This is a genomic window from Jejuia spongiicola, assembly GCF_023502325.1.
Classification (GTDB): Bacteria; Bacteroidota; Bacteroidia; order Flavobacteriales; family Flavobacteriaceae; genus Wocania_A; species Wocania_A spongiicola.
In genome coordinates, this window is record NZ_JAMFLZ010000004.1 from 113314 (window position 1) to 132219 (window position 18906).

General features: G+C 31.5%; 17 protein-coding genes. 10 read left to right on the top strand and 7 right to left on the bottom strand.

Annotated features, from left to right (window positions below; all coding sequences use genetic code 11):
* Positions 1-25 precede the first annotated feature (25 nt).
* The 8 genes from M3P09_RS10310 to tsaB all read left to right on the top strand — a co-directional run bounded on the left by M3P09_RS10310 (position 26) and on the right by tsaB (position 7223).
* Complete coding sequence (locus M3P09_RS10310) at positions 26-562, top strand: DUF420 domain-containing protein (RefSeq protein ID WP_249973067.1); 537 nt, start codon at positions 26-28, stop codon at positions 560-562.
* 4 nt (positions 563-566) lie between these two features.
* Positions 567-788 carry a hypothetical protein gene (locus tag M3P09_RS10315; protein ID WP_249973068.1) on the top strand — a complete coding sequence of 74 codons (222 nt, stop codon included), beginning with the start codon at positions 567-569 and terminating at the stop codon, positions 786-788.
* Positions 789-876: 88 nt separating this feature from the next.
* Entirely contained in the window at positions 877-1578 is a 702-nt protein-coding gene (locus tag M3P09_RS10320) for an ABC transporter ATP-binding protein (RefSeq protein WP_099563344.1), read from the top strand.
* On the top strand, positions 1571-2800 hold the full coding sequence (locus tag M3P09_RS10325) for an ABC transporter permease (protein WP_099563345.1): 1230 nt from the start codon (positions 1571-1573) through the stop codon (positions 2798-2800). The genes M3P09_RS10320 and M3P09_RS10325 overlap by 8 nt, the downstream gene beginning before the upstream one ends.
* A 2-nt stretch (positions 2801-2802) precedes the next feature.
* Positions 2803-4047, top strand: a complete 1245-nt coding sequence (locus tag M3P09_RS10330) for an ABC transporter permease (RefSeq protein WP_099563346.1) — start codon at positions 2803-2805, stop codon at positions 4045-4047.
* A gap of 12 nt (positions 4048-4059) precedes the next feature.
* Positions 4060-5178 (top strand): efflux RND transporter periplasmic adaptor subunit, encoded by a 1119-nt coding sequence (locus M3P09_RS10335; RefSeq protein WP_249973069.1) that lies wholly within the window; start codon positions 4060-4062, stop codon positions 5176-5178.
* A complete protein-coding gene (locus tag M3P09_RS10340; RefSeq protein WP_249973070.1) occupies positions 5162-6547 on the top strand; it encodes a TolC family protein in 1386 nt (461 codons plus the stop codon). Before M3P09_RS10335 ends, M3P09_RS10340 begins: the two co-directional genes overlap by 17 nt.
* A 1-nt stretch (position 6548) precedes the next feature.
* Positions 6549-7223 carry a tRNA (adenosine(37)-N6)-threonylcarbamoyltransferase complex dimerization subunit type 1 TsaB gene (gene tsaB, locus M3P09_RS10345; RefSeq protein WP_249973071.1) on the top strand — a complete coding sequence of 225 codons (675 nt, stop codon included), beginning with the start codon at positions 6549-6551 and terminating at the stop codon, positions 7221-7223.
* Here the strand turns inward: tsaB and M3P09_RS10350 are convergent.
* From M3P09_RS10350 to M3P09_RS10370, 5 genes are all read right to left on the bottom strand, one after another.
* On the bottom strand, positions 7220-8032 hold the full coding sequence (locus M3P09_RS10350; RefSeq protein WP_249973072.1) for a mechanosensitive ion channel family protein: 813 nt from the start codon (positions 8030-8032) through the stop codon (positions 7220-7222). The two genes, tsaB and M3P09_RS10350, sit on opposite strands and share 4 nt — an antisense overlap.
* Positions 8033-8049: 17 nt before the next feature.
* Entirely contained in the window at positions 8050-8406 is a 357-nt protein-coding gene (locus M3P09_RS10355) for a DUF1304 domain-containing protein (RefSeq protein WP_249973073.1), read from the bottom strand.
* Positions 8403-10508, bottom strand: a complete 2106-nt coding sequence (locus tag M3P09_RS10360; protein WP_430886767.1) for a thioredoxin domain-containing protein — start codon at positions 10506-10508, stop codon at positions 8403-8405. The genes M3P09_RS10355 and M3P09_RS10360 overlap by 4 nt, the downstream gene beginning before the upstream one ends.
* A 77-nt stretch (positions 10509-10585) precedes the next feature.
* Positions 10586-10786 carry a dodecin family protein gene (locus tag M3P09_RS10365; protein ID WP_099563352.1) on the bottom strand — a complete coding sequence of 67 codons (201 nt, stop codon included), beginning with the start codon at positions 10784-10786 and terminating at the stop codon, positions 10586-10588.
* Positions 10787-10894: 108 nt separating this feature from the next.
* Positions 10895-11797 (bottom strand): NifU family protein, encoded by a 903-nt coding sequence (locus M3P09_RS10370; protein ID WP_099563353.1) that lies wholly within the window; start codon positions 11795-11797, stop codon positions 10895-10897.
* 162 nt (positions 11798-11959) lie between these two features.
* Between M3P09_RS10370 and M3P09_RS10375 the strand changes: the two genes are divergently transcribed.
* Positions 11960-15919, top strand: a complete 3960-nt coding sequence (locus M3P09_RS10375) for a T9SS type B sorting domain-containing protein (RefSeq protein ID WP_249973074.1) — start codon at positions 11960-11962, stop codon at positions 15917-15919.
* Positions 15920-15928: 9 nt separating this feature from the next.
* Positions 15929-16933, top strand: coding sequence for a PorP/SprF family type IX secretion system membrane protein (locus M3P09_RS10380; RefSeq protein WP_249973075.1), 1005 nt, complete (start codon positions 15929-15931; stop codon positions 16931-16933).
* Positions 16934-16965: 32 nt separating this feature from the next.
* Here the strand turns inward: M3P09_RS10380 and M3P09_RS10385 are convergent, their stop codons facing one another.
* Positions 16966-18123: a vWA domain-containing protein gene (locus M3P09_RS10385; protein ID WP_249973076.1), complete on the bottom strand. Its 1158-nt coding sequence runs from the start codon at positions 18121-18123 to the stop codon at positions 16966-16968.
* Positions 18124-18180: 57 nt separating this feature from the next.
* Positions 18181-18900 carry an SIMPL domain-containing protein gene (locus tag M3P09_RS10390; RefSeq protein WP_249973077.1) on the bottom strand — a complete coding sequence of 240 codons (720 nt, stop codon included), beginning with the start codon at positions 18898-18900 and terminating at the stop codon, positions 18181-18183.
* Positions 18901-18906: the final 6 nt, after the last annotated feature.

The window sequence follows — 18906 nt, forward strand, 5'->3', positions numbered from 1 at the left end:
GAACGAAGCAAAGAACCTCTTAAAAATGAATAATCAAGAACCTCTTTTAGACGATAAAAAATATAACAAGTTAATAGTTATATTATCAATAATTATCCCAATTGTTGTAGCTACTTTATTTAGAGTTAAAATACCAAACGTAGAACCTTTGAGCTTTTTACCTCCAATTTATGCAACTATAAATGGGCTAACAGCAGTTATTTTGGTTTTGGCTTTTTTAGCAATAAAAAAGAAAAAGATTGTACTTCATGAAAACCTAATGACTACAGCTATATGGTGTTCTGTAGTTTTTTTAGTTTTGTATGTGGCTTATCATATGACGAGTGATTCTACAAAATTTGGAGGAGAAGGTGTTATAAAATATGTTTACTATTTTATTTTATTAACACATATTGTTTTGTCTATTGCAGTTATCCCGTTCGTGTTAATCACTTATGTAAGAGCGATAACAAACAACTTTGAAAAACATAAAAAAATAGCCAGAATCACATTCCCTTTATGGTTATATGTAGCAGTAACTGGCGTTATTGTTTATATAATGATTTCACCATATTATGTTTAAAACGATGAAGAAGAGTAAAATAGTTTTTCTTGTTTTTTCTTTTTTCTTTTTCTTAGAAACAAATGGACAATGTGCCATGTGTCGTGCAGTTTTAGAAAGCGAAGAAGGGCAAGCTACAGCCGAAGGCATTAATGATGGTATTGTATACTTAATGGCAATACCATATATACTTGTAGGAGGATTAGCTTACTTTATTTATAAGAAATTCAATACGTTAAATAAATAATAAAAATTTTTAGGTACAATTTTTGTAACATTTCTTTGTCTTTTAAGTCTAACTACAAAGCCTTAGCTTTATTAAATCAATCAAAGTAATGTTAAATATTAGCCAACTACACAAGTCCTACCCAATAGGCGATTCCAGTTTACATGTTTTAAAAGGTATTGATCTTTCTGTAGAAGAAGGAGAAATGGTAGCTATTATGGGCTCCTCAGGCTCAGGAAAATCAACATTACTAAATATTATTGGTATGTTAGATGAAGCTGATGAAGGAGATTATGTTTTAGATGGATTACCAATAAAAGATCTTACCGAAAAAAAGGCAGCCGTTTATAGAAATAAATTTTTAGGATTTATTTTTCAATCATTCAATCTTATAAATTATAAAAATGCGCTTGAAAATGTAGCATTGCCATTATATTATCAAGGTATGAAACGTAAACAGCGTCAAGAATTGGCTATGTTTCATTTAGAGAAAGTAGGCTTAGCAGATTGGGCAGAACACTTACCTAAAGAACTTTCAGGAGGTCAAAACCAGAGAGTTGCTATTGCAAGAGCTTTAGCTGCAAACCCTAAACTATTATTGGCCGATGAGCCAACAGGTGCATTAGATACTAAAACGTCGCATGAAATTATGGCTTTCATTCAACAATTAAATGATGAAGGAAAGACCATTTTAATGGTAACGCATGAGGAAGATATTGCCAATATGTGTAAACGTATTGTAAGATTACGTGATGGTGTTATAATGGAAGATAAAAAAGTAGAACAAGTTAGGGCAGAACAGTATGTTTGATATAGACCTTTGGCGCGAAATATTTCAAAGTATTAATAAAAACAGAACCAGAAGTTTATTATCTGGTTTTACTGTGGCATTTGCCATATTATTATTTACCATTCTTTTTGGGATTGCTAATGGTTTGAAAAATACATTTGCTGAAGCATTTGTTGATGATGCAAATAATTCTATTTTTATTCGATCTGGTAGAACTACAAAAGCCCATAAAGGATTACAAGCAGGAAGACGTATTCAGTTTAAAAATGAGGACTTTGATTATGTAAAAGATGATTTTGGTAATAAAGTAGAATTTATAACTGCTAGAATTTATAAAAATGTTCAAGCGTCTTTTAGAAACGAACAAAACAGTTATAGATTAAGAGCAGTACATCCAGACCATCAATACTTAGAAAAGACAAATATAAAAGAAGGACGATACATTAATCAGAACGATTTACAAAATAGAACAAAAGTTGTTATAATTGGTAGGTTGGTTGAAGAGGACTTATTTTTAAAAACGGCAGCTTTAGGGAAATATATAAACCTTAATGGAATACAATATAAAGTTGTTGGTGTTTTTACAGATGATGGTGGCGATAATGAAGAGCGATTAATTTATATACCAATAACAACGGCACAGCATTTATATGGCAATAACGATTATATAGATCAAATAAACCTAACATATAATCCAGAAATGGATTACGATCAAGCATTAGCTTTTAGCTCTTTATTAACTAAAAAAATGAAAGATCGTTTTTCGGTAGCTAGGAATGACCAAAGAGCAATTAGAGTTCGTAATATGGCAGAAGGAACAAAAGCTGTTGGACAGATGACGGGAGGACTAACAGTTATTATTTTAGTTATAGGCTTTGGTACTCTAATAGCTGGTATTGTAGGTATTAGTAATATCATGATTTTTATTGTTAAAGAACGCACTAAAGAAATAGGAATACGTAAAGCTTTAGGAGCATCGCCACGATCAATAGTATCCATAATTTTAATAGAATCTATTTTAATAACTGCAATTGCAGGATATGTAGGGTTGTTAATTGGTGTTGGTGTTTTAGAAATTGTAGCTCCATATTTAGAAGAATATTTTATAAAAGAACCAGGAGTTAGTAATAGTCTTGTAATAGGAGCAACACTAACATTAATAACAGCTGGAGCAATTGCTGGATATTTACCAGCAAAAAAAGCTTCAAGAATTAAACCTATTGTAGCACTAAGAAACGATTGATTATGTTTAAATTTTTATTTGATAGAGATACATGGCAAGAAGTTTATGATAGCTTTAGTAAAAACAAGCTAAGGTCTATACTTACTATGGTAGGTGTTTGGTGGGGTATTTTATTATTAATAGGGCTGTTAGGGTCTGCCAGAGGGTTAGAAAACTCATTTAACAGATTATTTGGAAGTTTTGCTACTAATAGTGTTTTTGTTTGGGGAGAAAATACAAGTAAACCTTTTAAAGGATTTCAAGAAGGAAAACAAGTAAGGTTATCATTATCTGATGCTAAAAAAGTAGAAGAAAATGTTGAAGGAATAGAATTTGTTGTTCCTAGAAGTGTAAATCAGGCACTAGTAGTTAGAAAATTCCTTTCCGGAAATTTTGGAATCTATGGAGATTATCCATTGTTAGATCAGGTCCAAAAGAAAAAATTAGTACATGGCAGATTTATTAATCAGAATGATATAGATGATAATAAAAAAGTAGCCGTTATATCAGACGAAATTTATAAACAATTATTTGAAAAAGACGAAAACCCAATCGGGGAATATATTCAAATTAATAGTATAAATTTTAAAGTAATTGGCATGTTTGAAAATGGAAACGTAAATATGGGGCCATCGGCAGATATCCATATTCCTTTCACAACATTTCAACAAATATACAATCAAGGTGATCAAATCGGTTGGATGATGATTACAGGGAAACCAGAGTATGATATTAAGCAAATTGAAAACGACGCAAAACTATTACTTAAAAACTTAAATAGTATACACCCTAAAGATAAACGTGCTTTTGGTAGTTTTAACTTAGGGAAAGAATTTGCGAAAGTCACAGGGTTTTTAATTGGAATGCAATTCTTAACTTGGTTTGTTGGCATTGCAACATTAATAGCAGGCGTATTTGCCATAGGTAATATTTTACTAATTACAGTAAAAGAACGTACTAAAGAAATAGGAGTACGTCGAGCCTTAGGAGCAACACCTTTTGAGATTAAAAGGCAAATAGTAGTTGAGGCTGTATTTTTAACTTTAGTAGCTGGATTATTCGGAATTATATCTGGAGGATGGATTTTAATAGGTCTAGATGCAGCCTTTGGGCAAGGAGACGATGCCGCAATAGTAAATGCGTCTGTATCAATTGCTGTAGTATTTATAGCATTAATTATATTAGTAATATTAGGAACTTTAATAGGCTTAATTCCAGCATTTAAAGCAACAAGTATAAAACCAATTGAAGCATTAAGAGAAGAATAAACAATCAAAAAAATGAACAAAACAGTAAAAATTATTTTAGGAATCGTTGTTTTAATACTATTAGTATTTGTGTTAAAATATTTTAAAGATGCCAATTCAAAAGATGTCGTAGATTTTAAGGTTGAAGAGCCTTTTTACACATCAATCAACACAAAAGCTGTAGCAACAGGCAAACTAAATCCAGAAGAAGAGATTGAACTAAAACCTCAAATTTCAGGAATTGTTGATGATATTCTTGTTGAAGAAGGAGACATTGTTAGAAAAGGTGATTTAATTGCAAAAATAAGAGTTGTACCAAACGAGCAAAGTTTAGTAAGCGCTAAAAGTAGAATAGCATCGGCTAAACTTTCTTATGATAACTCTAAAACATTATACGATAGAAATAAATCTCTTTTTGAAAAAGGAGTAATATCACAACAAGATTTTGAAAATAGTGCTTTGTCATTTAATCAAGCAAAAGAATCGCTTAATCAAGCTCAAAACGATTATCAAATTATAAGACGTGGTTCTATTTCTGGAGGAAGTTCTGCAAATACCAATATTGTAGCTCAAATACCAGGTACCATTTTAGAAATTCCAGTTCGAGAAGGCGACCAAGTTATACAGAGTAACAATTTTAATGCAGGAACAACTATTGCTACTATAGCAGATATGAGTCTTATGATTTTTGAAGGAAAAGTTGATGAAGCTGAAGTTGGTAAACTTGAAGAAGGTAAGGATATTAAAGTGCTACTGGGTGCTATAAATGACAAAGAGTTTCCTGCGAAACTAACTTTTGTTGCGCCAAAAGGGCAAGAGGAAAACGGTGCTGTACAGTTTACTATAAAAGCTGATGTACAAATAGAACAAAGTACAGATATTAGAGCAGGTTATAGTGCCAATGCAGAAATAGATATAGAAAGTAAAGACAGTGTTTTGGCAATTAAGGAAGCCCTTTTACAATATAATAGAATAACAGAAAAACCTTTTGTAGAGATACAAAAAGAAGAAGGCAAATTCGAAAAGAAGGACGTTACTTTAGGTTTGTCTGACGGTATAAATGTAGAAATCACTGAAGGCGTAAAAGAGGGCGATAAAATTAAAGTTTGGAATAAGGCATCAAAAGATAATGAAGATGAAGATAATGATTAAGTTAATTAGCCATTTCTTACAACATTTTAGAAATTTTGTAGGAGTGAAGCATTCTGTTTTATTATTTAGTGTGTTATTTACTGTAGCATCTTTTGCTCAACAAAAAAAATGGACACTACAGGAATCTGTAGCGTATGCTCTTGAAAATAATATTTCCGTAAAACAAACCGAAAACACATTGCTTTTAAACGAACAAGATATTGTAGCTGCTAAAGGACAGTTTTTACCATCAGTAAACGGAAGTTTAGGTGAGCGAATGAGTATTGGTTCTGGTTTCGATCCAGTTACTAATCAAAGAATAAATAATCAAACAACACATTCGTTTAATTATAATTTTAGTGTTAATCAAAATGTGTTTAATGGATTTAGAACATTAAATCTTTACAAACAATCGCGCTTAAATCAGGAAATTAACAATCTTGAATTAGCACGTATTAAAGATGACATTTCTTTAAATGTTGTTAATGCGTATTTAAATATATTATTCAATAAAGAAAATTTAGAAACAGCAAAAGCACAGTACGATTTCAGTCAGAAACAACTGGAACAAGTTAAAGATTTAGTAGATGCAGGGGTACAGCCTAAGGCTAATATTTATGATACTGAAGCTACTTTAAGTAGAGATGCTCAACAAGTTACTATTGCAGAAAATAATTTTAATTTGGCATTGCTTACACTGTCACAATTATTACAAGTACCCTTTAATGGATTTGATGTAGAGATTATCGATGTTGATACGCCTTCTGAAGCTTTGTTATATAATGAAGTTACACCAGTTTTAAATTATGCTCTTACTAATAGAAATGAAATTAAAATAGCAGAAAAAGATATTGAAAATGCTACATTAAATACTGAGATTTCTAAATCGGGCTATTTGCCGTCAGTAAGTGTTGGTTATGGCTTTGGTTCTGTTTGGAGTGAATCAAAAAACGATTTTACCAAGCAAGCATTCTTTCGAGAATTAGATTTAAATAAAGGCCATAATTTTAACTTAAATGTAAACATCCCTATTTTTTCTAGATTTCAAAATAAAACAGCTGTCGCTAAATCTAAGATACAAGAAGAAAATAGTAAATTACGTTTAGAACAAGCCAAGTTAGATTTGGAGTCTAACATTCAAAGAGCCTATACAGATGCACAAGCAGCATTTAAAGCTTATGATGCCGCTCAAAAATCATTAGCATCCCAAGAGTTAGCTTTTAATAATTCAAAGGAGCGCTATGATATTGGTAATATGACAGCTTTTGATTTAGAACAAGCCAGAGTACAATTTATAAATGCACAATCATCTTTGATAAATGCGAAATATGATTTTGTTTTTAAGACAAAAGTTTTAGACTTTTACATGGGGAAATCTTTAACTAATTGATTTGGCATTAATACTTAATATAGAAACCGCAACAACTAACTGTTCAGTCTCACTTTCAAAAGAAGGTGAGACTTTAGTTTTAAAAGAAGATTACGATAAAAACTATTCGCACGCAGAGCGACTTCATGTATATATTGAAGAAGTTTTAAAAGAAGCCAATATAGATTCGAAACAGCTAGATGCTATTGCAGTAAGTAAAGGTCCAGGGTCTTATACAGGTTTACGTATTGGGGTTTCAGCAGCTAAAGGATTTTGTTTTGCTTTAGACAAGCCACTAATTTCTATACCAACTTTAGAAGCTTTAGCGCATCAAGTTAAAATTGATGAAGGTCTGATAGTTTCTATGTTGGATGCTAGACGTATGGAAGTGTATTCGGCTATTTTTGATACAGATTATAACCAAGTACGAGAAACTCAAGCGCAAGTTTTAGATGAATCATCTTTTACTAGTTATTTAAAGCAAGGCAAAGTGTATTTTATTGGCAATGGTGTTGAAAAAACAAAAGTACTTATAAGCCACCCAAATGCTATTTTCATCGAAGATAAATTACCATCAGCTAACGAAATGGGTTTGCTAGCTTATGGCAAATATAAAATAAGCGACACCGAAGATGTCGCTTATTTTGAACCGTATTATTTAAAAGATTTTGTGGCTTTAAAGCCTAAAAAATCTTAAGCTTGCTTTTGTATTTCTACAGCGTGCGGATAAGGAATTTCTATACCAGCCGCATCAAGTGCCTCTTTTACATTTTCAGTAACGTCAAAGTATACATCCCAATAATCTTCTGTATTACACCAAGGTCTTACTGCAAAATTAACAGAACTATCTGCTAGTTCAAGCACAGTAACTGCTGGAGCAGGATCTTTTAAAACTTTAGGTTGAGAAGTTAATACTTTCATTATAACTTCTTTGGTTTGTTTAATGTCGGCATCATAACTAACACCATAAACCAAATCTACTCTACGAGTACCTTCTGTGGTATAATTAATAATATTTCCGTTAGATAAAGAACCATTAGGAATAATAATCTCTTTGTTTGAAAGGCCAGTTAATTTAGTTGTAAAAATTTCAATCTCTTTAACTACACCAATTTCACCCTGAGCTTCAATTAAATCACCAATTTTAAAAGGCTTAAAAATCATAATTAAGACGCCCCCGGCAAAATTGCCCAAAGATCCTTGAAGAGCTAAACCAATAGCTAAACCAACTGAAGCTAAAATGGCTGCAAAAGAAGTAGTTTCAACACCTACGGTGCCAAGAATAGTTACAATTAAAACTATTTTTAAAACCCAATTAAGTAGGTTTAATAAAAACTTTTTAAGACTCTCATCGTAGTCTTTTTTATCCATGGCTTTTGTTACACCTTTAAGGAGCATTTTAATTATCCACGAACCAATAATCCAAATAGCTATGGCTGCTAATACACGTGGGCCAAAATCTATAATTAAGGCATAGCCTTTGTCAATCCATCTTTCTAAATCCATTTACTTTTAACTTTAATTTAATTGATAATTATTGTGATTAGTGCAATTATAGCAGGGATGCTTTGCACATAAAACAATTTAATTTTCTTTGTAGAATAAGACCCATATATACCAGCAATAGTCACACAAACAAGAAAAAATATTGCAATATTTATATCTTCTTGTATGATGGCGTAAATTAATCCAGCAGATAAAAATCCATTATATAGTCCTTGGTTTGCAGCTAATACTTTTGTTTCATCAGCAAAGGCTTTCGATTTTAGCCCAAATGTTTTTATCCCTTTTGGTTTGGTCCATAAAAACATCTCTAATATTAAAAAATAGAAATGCTCTAAGGCTACAAATGCTACTAAAATAATTGTTAAAAGCGTCATTCTTTCAAAAATTTTATGGCATCACTTACTTTAGTAACAGGTAGTTTACATGCTCTGTTAACACATACATAAATAAATGTATTACCGGGGTTGTATCTGTTTTCTAATAAAGGCATATTGTTTTCAGATGTGCTAGCAGCAATAAGTTTATTAGGTAAATAGGTTCTATTTAATTCGGTTATTTTTTCTTTAGCATCTTCTCCTACAATGGCAACTTCATAAAATGGCTGTGCGTAGTTTAGCATTAAATCGAGCCAATTTGAGTAACCAGAAGGATATTCTAACATTTCTGGTTTTACATTGTTAAGCATACTCATAGCTGTTTTGCTATAATGTTCATTGTCAAAATAATGAGATAATTTAAATAGATTTTTTGCTATTATAGAGTTACTTGCAGGAATTACATTGTCGCGATATTCGATACTTCTAGATACCAAAGATTCGTCTTCATTTGAAGTGAAATAAAACATACTGCTTTTCTCATCGAAAAAATGATCGAATGTATAATTTGCCAAATCACGTGCAGAAGTTAGCCACTTTTCATTTAATGTACTCTCATATAATGCGATAAATGCATCAATGGTTGCAGCATAATCTTCAAGATAACCATTATTAGTACTCTTTCCGTTTTTATAATTATGATACAATCCGCCATCTTCTTTTAACTGATTGTCAACAATAAAATTTGCATTCTTCTTTGCGACTTCTAAATATTCAACAGTACCAAAAACTCTATAGGCATCAACATAGCCTTTAAGCATTATTCCATTCCATGATGTTAATGTTTTATCATCCAACCGTGGTTTTGATCTTTTATTACGCTCTTTTAATAAAATAGTTTTCCAATTTGATTTCTTTTCTGCTAGTTCATCTTTAGTTAAATCATACTTTTTAATAATTTTAATGTCATCATCTTTTCTAATTAATACATAATTACCATGTTCCCAAAACCCATAATTGTTTATATTATAATAATCTGAAAATAAATCAAAATCATTTTTCAAAAGTGTTTTTAACTCTTCTTTTTTCCAAACGTAAAAAGCGCCTTCTTCAAGTTCTCCTTCTGGTGTTAAACTATCGGCATCCAGTGCTGAATAAAATGCTCCATTATCAATAGTCATTTCGTTTTTTACATAGTCTAAAGTTTCAGTAACAATATCTTTATATAAATCATTTTTTGTAATAAGATAGGCATCAGCATATAAGCTAACTAATTGACCATTGTCATAAAGCATTTTTTCGAAATGAGGTACATGCCATTTTGTATCTACAGAGTATCTGGAAAACCCGCCACCTAATTGATCAAAAATACCGCCATACGCCATTTTTGTTAAGGTTAAATTTACATAATCTAGCAATTCTTTATTATTTGTTTGATAGGCATATCGAAGTAAAAAATGATAATTGTTAGGCATCATAAATTTAGGAGCACGATTCATTCCTCCTAAGTTGTTGTCAAATTGCTTTGACCAATTTGTTAAAGCATCGTCTATATAATTTTTTTCAAAAACTGGTTCATCTGTATTCAGTGTAACAACATCTAAAGCTTTAATGCCTTGCTCCAATTTGTCGGCGTATTCGAGAAGTTTTTCAGGTTTCTCAATATAAAGTTTAGAGATTTGCTCTAGGGCATCCACCCATTGCTCTTTTTTAAAATAAGTGCCTCCCCATACTGGTCTTCCATCAGGTAATGCGATAACATTTAGAGGCCAACCACCACTTCCAGTCATAAGTTGCACTGCATTCATGTATACTTGATCAACATCTGGACGTTCTTCTCTGTCAATTTTTATATTAATAAAATTATCATTCATTACTTGGGCAACTAGTGTATCCTCAAAACTTTCGTGTTCCATAACATGGCACCAGTGGCAAGCCGAATACCCAACACTAATTAGCATAAGTTTGTTTTCAGATTTTGCTTTAGCTAAGGTTTTTGAGCTCCATGGATTCCAGTTTACAGGATTATGAGCATGTTGGAGTAAATACGGACTAGTTTCGTTTATAAGGTCGTTAGTATATTTGTGTGTCATAGTTTCAGAATTCTGACCTTTACAGCTTATTAATGCAATAATAAGAATTGATGTTATAATGGACTTCATTTTTCAAAGTTAGCGAAAATTGAGCACAAAAAAAGCGTTCAATTAATGAACGCTTATATTTTAAAAGAAAAGTAAAATTACTTTACTTCAAAAGTGATTTTTAAGTTTACTCTAAATTCTGTAACCTCACCGTCTTTTACACTAGCACTTTGGTCTTGTACATATACAGAACGAATGTTATTTACACTTTTTGAAGCGTGCTTAACTGCTTTTTTAGTTGCATCTTCCCAACTTTTATCTGAGTTTGATAAAATCTCAATTACTTTTAATACTGCCATGATTTATTTTTTTAAGGTTATAATTTAGCTACCTGTTCTAATTTAAGATAGTTGTTTTTTTGACACAGTTAAATCTAAAAAGTCACCAAATAAAAAATCACACCAAATTTATCCATTTATAGCTTCAACCATGTTTACTTTTCCAGGAAGCATTTCTTTTAGCATATTTTCAATACCACTTTTTAATGTGTAGGTTGACGATGGACAACCACTACACGCGCCTTGAAGCATAACACTTACGTTTTTACTTTCAGCATCATAAGAAATAAATTGAATGTTACCGCCATCACTAGCTACAGCTGGTTTCACATACTCTTCAAGAATATTTACAATTTGTTTGGAAGTGTCATCCATATTTTCAAATTGATTGTCTAATTGAGTTGTCGATTTTTTCAGAGCTTCTGCAGCATTTGGTAGCACAACTTCTTTCCCATTTTCAATATAATTTCTAATAAACTCACGAAGCTCGACAGTTATATCTTGCCATTCTGCCATATCGTACTTTGTAATAGAGACATAGTTTTCGTCAATAAAAACACTTTTTACAAACGGGAAATGAAACAATTCAGTAGCTAATGGTGATAATTTTGCATCATCGATTGAAGTGAATTCAAAAAGAGTAGTTACTATTTTTTTATTTGCAACAAACTTCATTGCAGAAGGGTTTGGGGTACTTTCAGCATAAACAGTTACTGGAACTTTTTTAGATGTTGCAGTTTCTTCAACCACAATACCACCATTATTTAAATAAGTTTCAATTTGTTCAGCAACTTCATCTTTAACATCATTCCATTCAACAATGTCATAGCGCTCTACAGCAACAAAATTACCAGAGACATATACTTTTTTTACAAAGGGTAAGTAAAATAATTGTTGCGCTAAAGGCGATGATTTAGCCTCATCAATATTGTTAAACTCAAAGCTTTGATGCTTGGTTATAAATTGATTTACCTCAAATTTTACTATGGCGTTATTGGTTGTTTCTTGCACAGAAACCTTGAAATTGTTCATTTTAGCTAATTTTTTGTAAAAATACAAAAGAAACTTTGAGATATACATATATTTGAAGCTTTGTGCTAAATATTATTGGTTCAAAAAAACAATTTATTTTTTAGGGTTAAATGCTACTAAACTGTTTTTATAAGACTATGTAGTGTTTAATTTAAATTGACTATGAAAAACGTTTTACTAATTGTATTTTTTATTTGTTTATCTGTAGCAAGTTATGGGCAAATTATAAGTGTAAATAACCCTGCTGATGCAGAATCAAGTTTTTCTTTAGATAAGCTTGTTGAAGATATTTTAATATCTAGTGAGTGTTCTACCGTTGATACTTTTTCTTCTCAAGTTAGTGGTACGCCAACTCAAACAAGTACAAAGAGTTATGGTTATTTTAAAAAACCTGTTGGAAGCTCTTTTCCTTTTGATGAAGGGATTATAATAACATCAGGAAGAGCTTTTGAAGCAGGTAATACAATTGTTACACCCCCAGTAGGAACCGCACATCCTGATAATATTAACGGACTTGGTGGCGATGCAGATTTACAAACAGCATTAGGGATAATAAACACTTTTGATGCTACTTATGTGAAATTTAATTTTGTTCCGTTAGTAAACACAATTAGCTTCCGTTTTTTAATGGCATCTGAAGAGTACGATGGTGCAACCGAATGTAGTTTTGCTGATAGCTTTGCTTTTTTATTAAGAGAAGTAGGTACAACTAAATATCAAAATTTAGCAGTATTACCTAATGGGCAAAGAGTAAGTGTAAGAAATATTAATAATGCAGCTGCTTGTAGAGCTAACACCGAATTTTTTGAAGGTTATAATATACCAGACACTAATTACGGAGGGCGAACTAAAGTGCTTACAGCAAGCGCAGCAGTTGACCCTAATAAAACTTATGAAATAAAAATAGTTGTAGCTGATCAAGGTGATTCTCAATGGGACTCTGCTATATTTTTAGAGGCTGGAAGTTTTGATATTGGAGGTAACCTAGGTGTAGACAAAACTATTAAGGGAGGAAATCCTGCTTGTAGTGGTAAGCTTTTTGAGTTGGATGCTACTTTAGCTATACCAGGAACAACATATAAATGGTTTAAAGACGGTGTAGAAATCCCTGGAGAAACAAATCCAACATACAATGTTGCAACTGAAGGAACTTATTCGGTACAAATTGATGTTGCGGCAGGATGTAGTTCAACAGATGATATTATTGTTCAATTTACTACAAATCCAGTAGTATCTGCTCCACCAGAAAATATTGTTTTGTGTGAATCGGATAACGATTTAACAGAAATCTTTGATTTTTCAGCAAACGAAGCTTTAGTTTTAGGTAGTCAAGCAGCGGCAGATTTTCCTATTAGTTTTCATACTAGTCAAACAGATGCTGATGCTAATCAAAATCCTATTGCAACACCTAACACGTATACCAATACAACACAAAATGAAACCATTTGGATTCGTATTGCAGATAAAACACAAACTTGTTTTGAAGTTGCAAGTTTTAATATTACTGTAAATAAAGAATCAATAGCTAATAAACCAATAGATTATGAGCTTTGTGATGATGCAAATGATGGTGACGATACGAATGAAATTGTAATTTTTGATTTGTCTACAAAAATAAATGAAGTACTAGGGTCTCAGCCATCTACAGATTATGATATTAAATTTTATAATTCTCAAGTTGATGCTGATGCTGCAATTGTAGGAACTGAGATTACATCGCCAATTCAAAACACAAGTAATCCACAAATCATTTACGCAAGAATAGAAAACAAAGGAAATACTAGTTGTTATGATACAACTACTTTTAATTTAGTAGTAAACCCATTGCCAACAGTAAACCCTATAGTTACCTTAACTCAGTGTGATAATGATACTGATGGTTTTTCAAATTTTAATTTAACTGAAGCCAATACAATACTGTCAAACAATTCAGTAAACGAAACTTTTACTTATTATTTAAGTGATGCTGATGCTCAAGGTGGTTTAGTTGCAAATCAAATTACAAACTTTATTAATTACCCAAATCCAACGGCACTTAGTAGTGTGGTTTATTCAAGAATTGAAAATGCTAAAGGTTGCTACCGTACGGCAAGAATAGATTTAGTAGTTAGTGCTACTCAAATACCGTCAACATTTAATTTGACATATCAAGTTTGTGATGATAAACTTATTGATAATAATAATACTAATGGTATCGCTGCTTTTGATTTTAGTGATGCCGAACAACAAATAAAAAATCTTTTTCCTAGTAGTGGACAAAATACCACAATAACTTACTATACTAATGAAGCTGATGCTTTATCTGAAACTAATGCAATTATAGACATTAGTAACCATAGAAATGACACTTCAGCAAATACACAACAAATATATGTACGTGTAGATAGCGATGTTGTTAATGCTTGTTTAGGATTGGGGAGCCATATTACTTTAACGGTTAACCCATTACCAGTACTAAATACAATTGATGATTATGTGTTGTGTAGCGATACAGATTTTACTGTTTTTGATTTGCCAACAAAAGATGTTGAAGTCATTGGAACACAAACCAAGGCTATTTTAATAAGTTATCATCTTACTGAACAAGATGCAATTGACAATATAGCGATAGCTAATAGTAGTACTTATTCAAATATAAGTAATCCGCAACAAATATTTGTTCGTGCTCAATTTGATGAAAATGGAAATGGAGTGGCAGATGCCAATGAATGCTTCAGTACCGATATGAGTTTTAACCTTGTTGTAAATTATAATCCAACTATATTTCAACCAGATGATATTCGAATTTGTAGTGACATTGTAACAACAGATTATGATTTAACTGTTAGGGAAAATCAAATTACTGGAGGTGATACATCTATTGTATTATCATATTTTGAGACTCAATTAGATTTGGATAATAATAACCCAATCACAGCCCCAACCGTATACACCAATACAGTTTTAGATAGAGATATTTTAGTTTTAGCTACAGGTTCAAATACTTGTACGTCTACAACAACATTATCTTTAAAAACAATTATTTATGACAATTTAAATAAAAACCCTTCTCCTATAGAAGAATGTGAAGTTGATAATGATGGCTTTGATTTTTTCGATGTTACAAGACGAGAAACAGAAATTTTAAACGGACTTAGCGCAGCGGATTTTAGTTTTACTTATTATGAAAATGAGGCCGATGCCATTGCTGGAAATAGTAATACAATACCTAATAGTATTAGTTTTGAAAACACAGAGGCAGTGACCCAAACTATTTACGTAAGAGTATTACCAAATGCAAATGAGTGCTTTATAGTGGTTCCTATAAATCTAGTAGTAAACCCAGTTCCAGAAATAGGTATTGAAGAAGAGTATGTAATTTGCTTAAATAGTAATAATGACGTTATAGCTCCTGAAAACGCAACATTATTGAGTAATCCCCCAATCGATACACAATTAAATACTACAGATTATACATTCCAATGGTATAATGGAACAGAAGCTGAGGTAAATGCAGATCCTATAGGTACAGTAATAACTGGAGCTACAAATGCTCAGTTTACACCAGTAGTGGTTGGTAATTATACTGTATTTGCAACTAATATAGCAACGGGATGTAGAATTCCTGCAAGCACCTTGGTTGTTGGGTCGTATCCACCAGAGAGTATGTCAGTAGAATTATTGAGCACATCTTTTTCAGACAATAATATTATAGAAGTGACAGTTATAGGTGTTGGTGAATATGAATATAGGCTAAATTCTGGTTCGTGGCAGAGTTCTAATGTATTTGAACGATTAACTGGGGGAGAACATACGGTATATGTACGCGATTTATTAAATTGTAACGAAATTTCAGAAATGCAGATTGTGATTGATTACCCTAAATATTTTACACCTAATGGTGATGGTGTACATGACACATGGAATATTAAAGGAATAGCAACTCAACCTAATGCAGAAATTTATATATTTGACAGATATGGTAAGCTATTAAAACAGTTAAACCCTAAAGGGTTAGGATGGAATGGAACGTTTAATGGGCAAAAATTTCCAACAGGAGATTATTGGTTTGTAGTAAAATATAATGAACCGCTTGATAACACACAAAAAGAGTTTAGATCGCATTTTACCTTGAAAAGATAAAATTATAGTATGAAAATAAAACATATTTTTATAGTAATTATAGGAGTGTTGAGCACCCAAATTGCAACTTCGCAAGAAGGATTGCCTATATATACAGATTATTTAACAGATAATTATTACCTCATTCACCCGTCAATGGCAGGTATAGCTAATTGTTCGAAAATTAGACTTACATCACGCCAACAATGGTTTGGACATGAAGATGCTCCAAGACTTACTACGTTAAGTTTAAACGGAAGAATAGGCGATACACCTTCTGCAATTGGAGGTATTTTGTATACAGATAGAAATGGATACCATTCACAAACTGGAGCATATGCTACCTATGCACATCACCTTTTATTTTCCAGAAACGAAGTAGATTTAAATATGCTGTCTTTTGGTTTAAGCGCAGGGTTTATTCAATATAAGTTAGATGAAACTTCATTTTTATTTGATGGACCAGATGATATTATTGACGGTATTGTTCAAAACGAAACTAATTTTAATATCGACATAGGCTTTTCATACCATTATTTAGATTACTATGCGCATGCTACAGTAAAAAACGTATTAAAAAACGCAGGGATTAATGATGACCCTAATATAACAAGTAACTTAAGGAAATATTTGTTTTCTGTTGGAGGAATCTTTGGTAAATTAGGGAGCGAATGGAGTTATGAACCTTCGTTGATGTTTCAATATAGAGATGCAACTCAAGAAGCTTCAATTGATATTAATGCTAAGGTTTATAAAGAAATGGATTTTGGTAAAATTTGGGGAGGCTTATCATTCAGACAAAGTTCTGATGGTGCTGAGTATATTACTACCTCCAATACTATAAAAAGTCAAAAACTACAGCAAATAACGCCAATATTAGGAGTTGATTATAAGCAATTTATGTTTGCTTATACATATACTTATCAAACCAACTCGTTAGTGTTTACCAACGGAGGGTTTCACCAATTAACCTTAGGGTATAATTTTGCTTGTAGAAGAAAACAATACGATTGTAAATGTCCTGCTGTAAATTAAAAAAAGAGGCTCGTATAACGAGCCTCTTTTTTTTAATTCCAAGTATACTTTTTCTTTTTAGCTTGCTCTTTTATGGCTTTTGTCATTGCGTTTTCTAGCCCATTTGAGTTTTCTTTTTTATGATCTAGAATATAGAGTTTTCGTTTTTTATTTAACTCTTGAATTTTGTTTTGAATGCTTTCCCGTTCTTTTCGTTTTTCAGCAACATAAGCTTTAATTTCAGTTTCAGATTTACCTTTTAAAACTTCTGGTAATTGACTTTTTTCTAAATCATCATATTTGAAATTTTCTTCTCTCTCTGCATCGACTAAATCCCAAGATTTATTTTTATATAAATGTGAGCTTTTGCTTACTGTTCTACTAACAGCATTAGCTTTACTGTATAAACCAGCATTAGTATCCTGCTCAGCTTGAAGAGCCATTTTTTGTCTGCCAGCATGTCCATAAATAACATAAGTTTTATTCAGTTTTTGATTTAAAATTAAAATATCGTCATCATAAGGCGATGCTATATGTACAGTGGCATTGTTTTGGTTTATAGCCATATAGTCGCCGTTAGTTAAGCTTGCCCCATCTTTCCAACGGCTAGAAATACCTTGTTGGTAATCACCACAAAAAATAGTATTAATGGTAACATTTTTTTCTTTAGCATTAGTTGAGGCATCTTTATAATGAATTTTTCCTTGTGTAAAAGGTTCATTACCTGCAATAAAAATAAGCTTTAAATCATCTGGATTATCACCCCATTTTAGTTGATTTAATGAAGTTTGAATAACTTGCCCACAATACTCTTCACCACCATTTGTAGTTAACGAAAATAGTTCTTTTGAAATTTCATCTAGATCTTCGCTAAAAGTTAAAACCTGTCTTATATAACCTTCGTCTCCATTTAACCTGTCGTTTCCGTATTCATATAAAGCAATTTGTAAATTTGGTTTACTATCATGGCATTTTGCATACGATAACTCATTTACAATATCCCAAAGTTGGGCTTTTGCTTGATCTATTAACCCATCCATACTATTGCTAGTGTCTAATAAAAGAGCAACTTTTATGTATTGTTTACTAGGTTTATGTGCTGTTATTTGTACTTGCGCGTAATTGGTATTTACTTTTTTATTATTTGCATTACAGGCTGTAAATCCCATTAGCAACATGCTAAAAAGAAATATTTTAAAGTGTGTTTTCATAATAATATTGTTTTTTTGATTAATGATAGTTTTACCAAATGCCCATCATGGGCTTTTTTAATTTAATGAGAATTTTGCCTTAACTGAGGCTGCTATTGTAATAGTTTTAATGTTTAAATCTTGAATTTTTTCTTGTTTGCCCCTTGAACCATAAATGTTACTATAGCCTCTAATAACAATACCATTTGCGTTACCATTTAATCTGTTTAAGTTATTTGTAGCTTGTTCTTGAACAAATAAGGCTTTCCCTATGGTTTGATTAATTACCGTTGCATAATCATTAGCTTTTTCTTTAGCTACTTTAAGGGCTTTTAACTTAGTGTCTCTTCTTATTTTTTCAATATCAGAATGACTTGTTTTAGTGATATGAATATTAGAAACATCAATTCTATCTAAAGCTTGATATACTTTGCCTAGAGTTTCGCCATCGTTTACAATTAATTCATAATGTTTCTTTTTTGTTACTTTATCATCGCCTAAAAACTTTCTTTTGTAGTATCCATTAAAATCCAAAATGGAGAAATTTTTGTCTAAATCTATATTTAAAGATTTTAAAATTGTTATCATTTGATTTTCTTGTTGCTCAATACTTATTTTGCCTTTTTTGTCATTTTCATCAAGTTCAATGTTTAAATAGATTTCATTGGGAATAATTTCAGTTTCTATTTGCCCTGTGACTTCAATGTATGGCTGATCGATAAAATTTTTTTCTCCGTTTTGAGAAAAAGACACGATTGTAAATAAAAGGGCAAAAAAAAGGTGATTTGTAATTTTCATAAGATT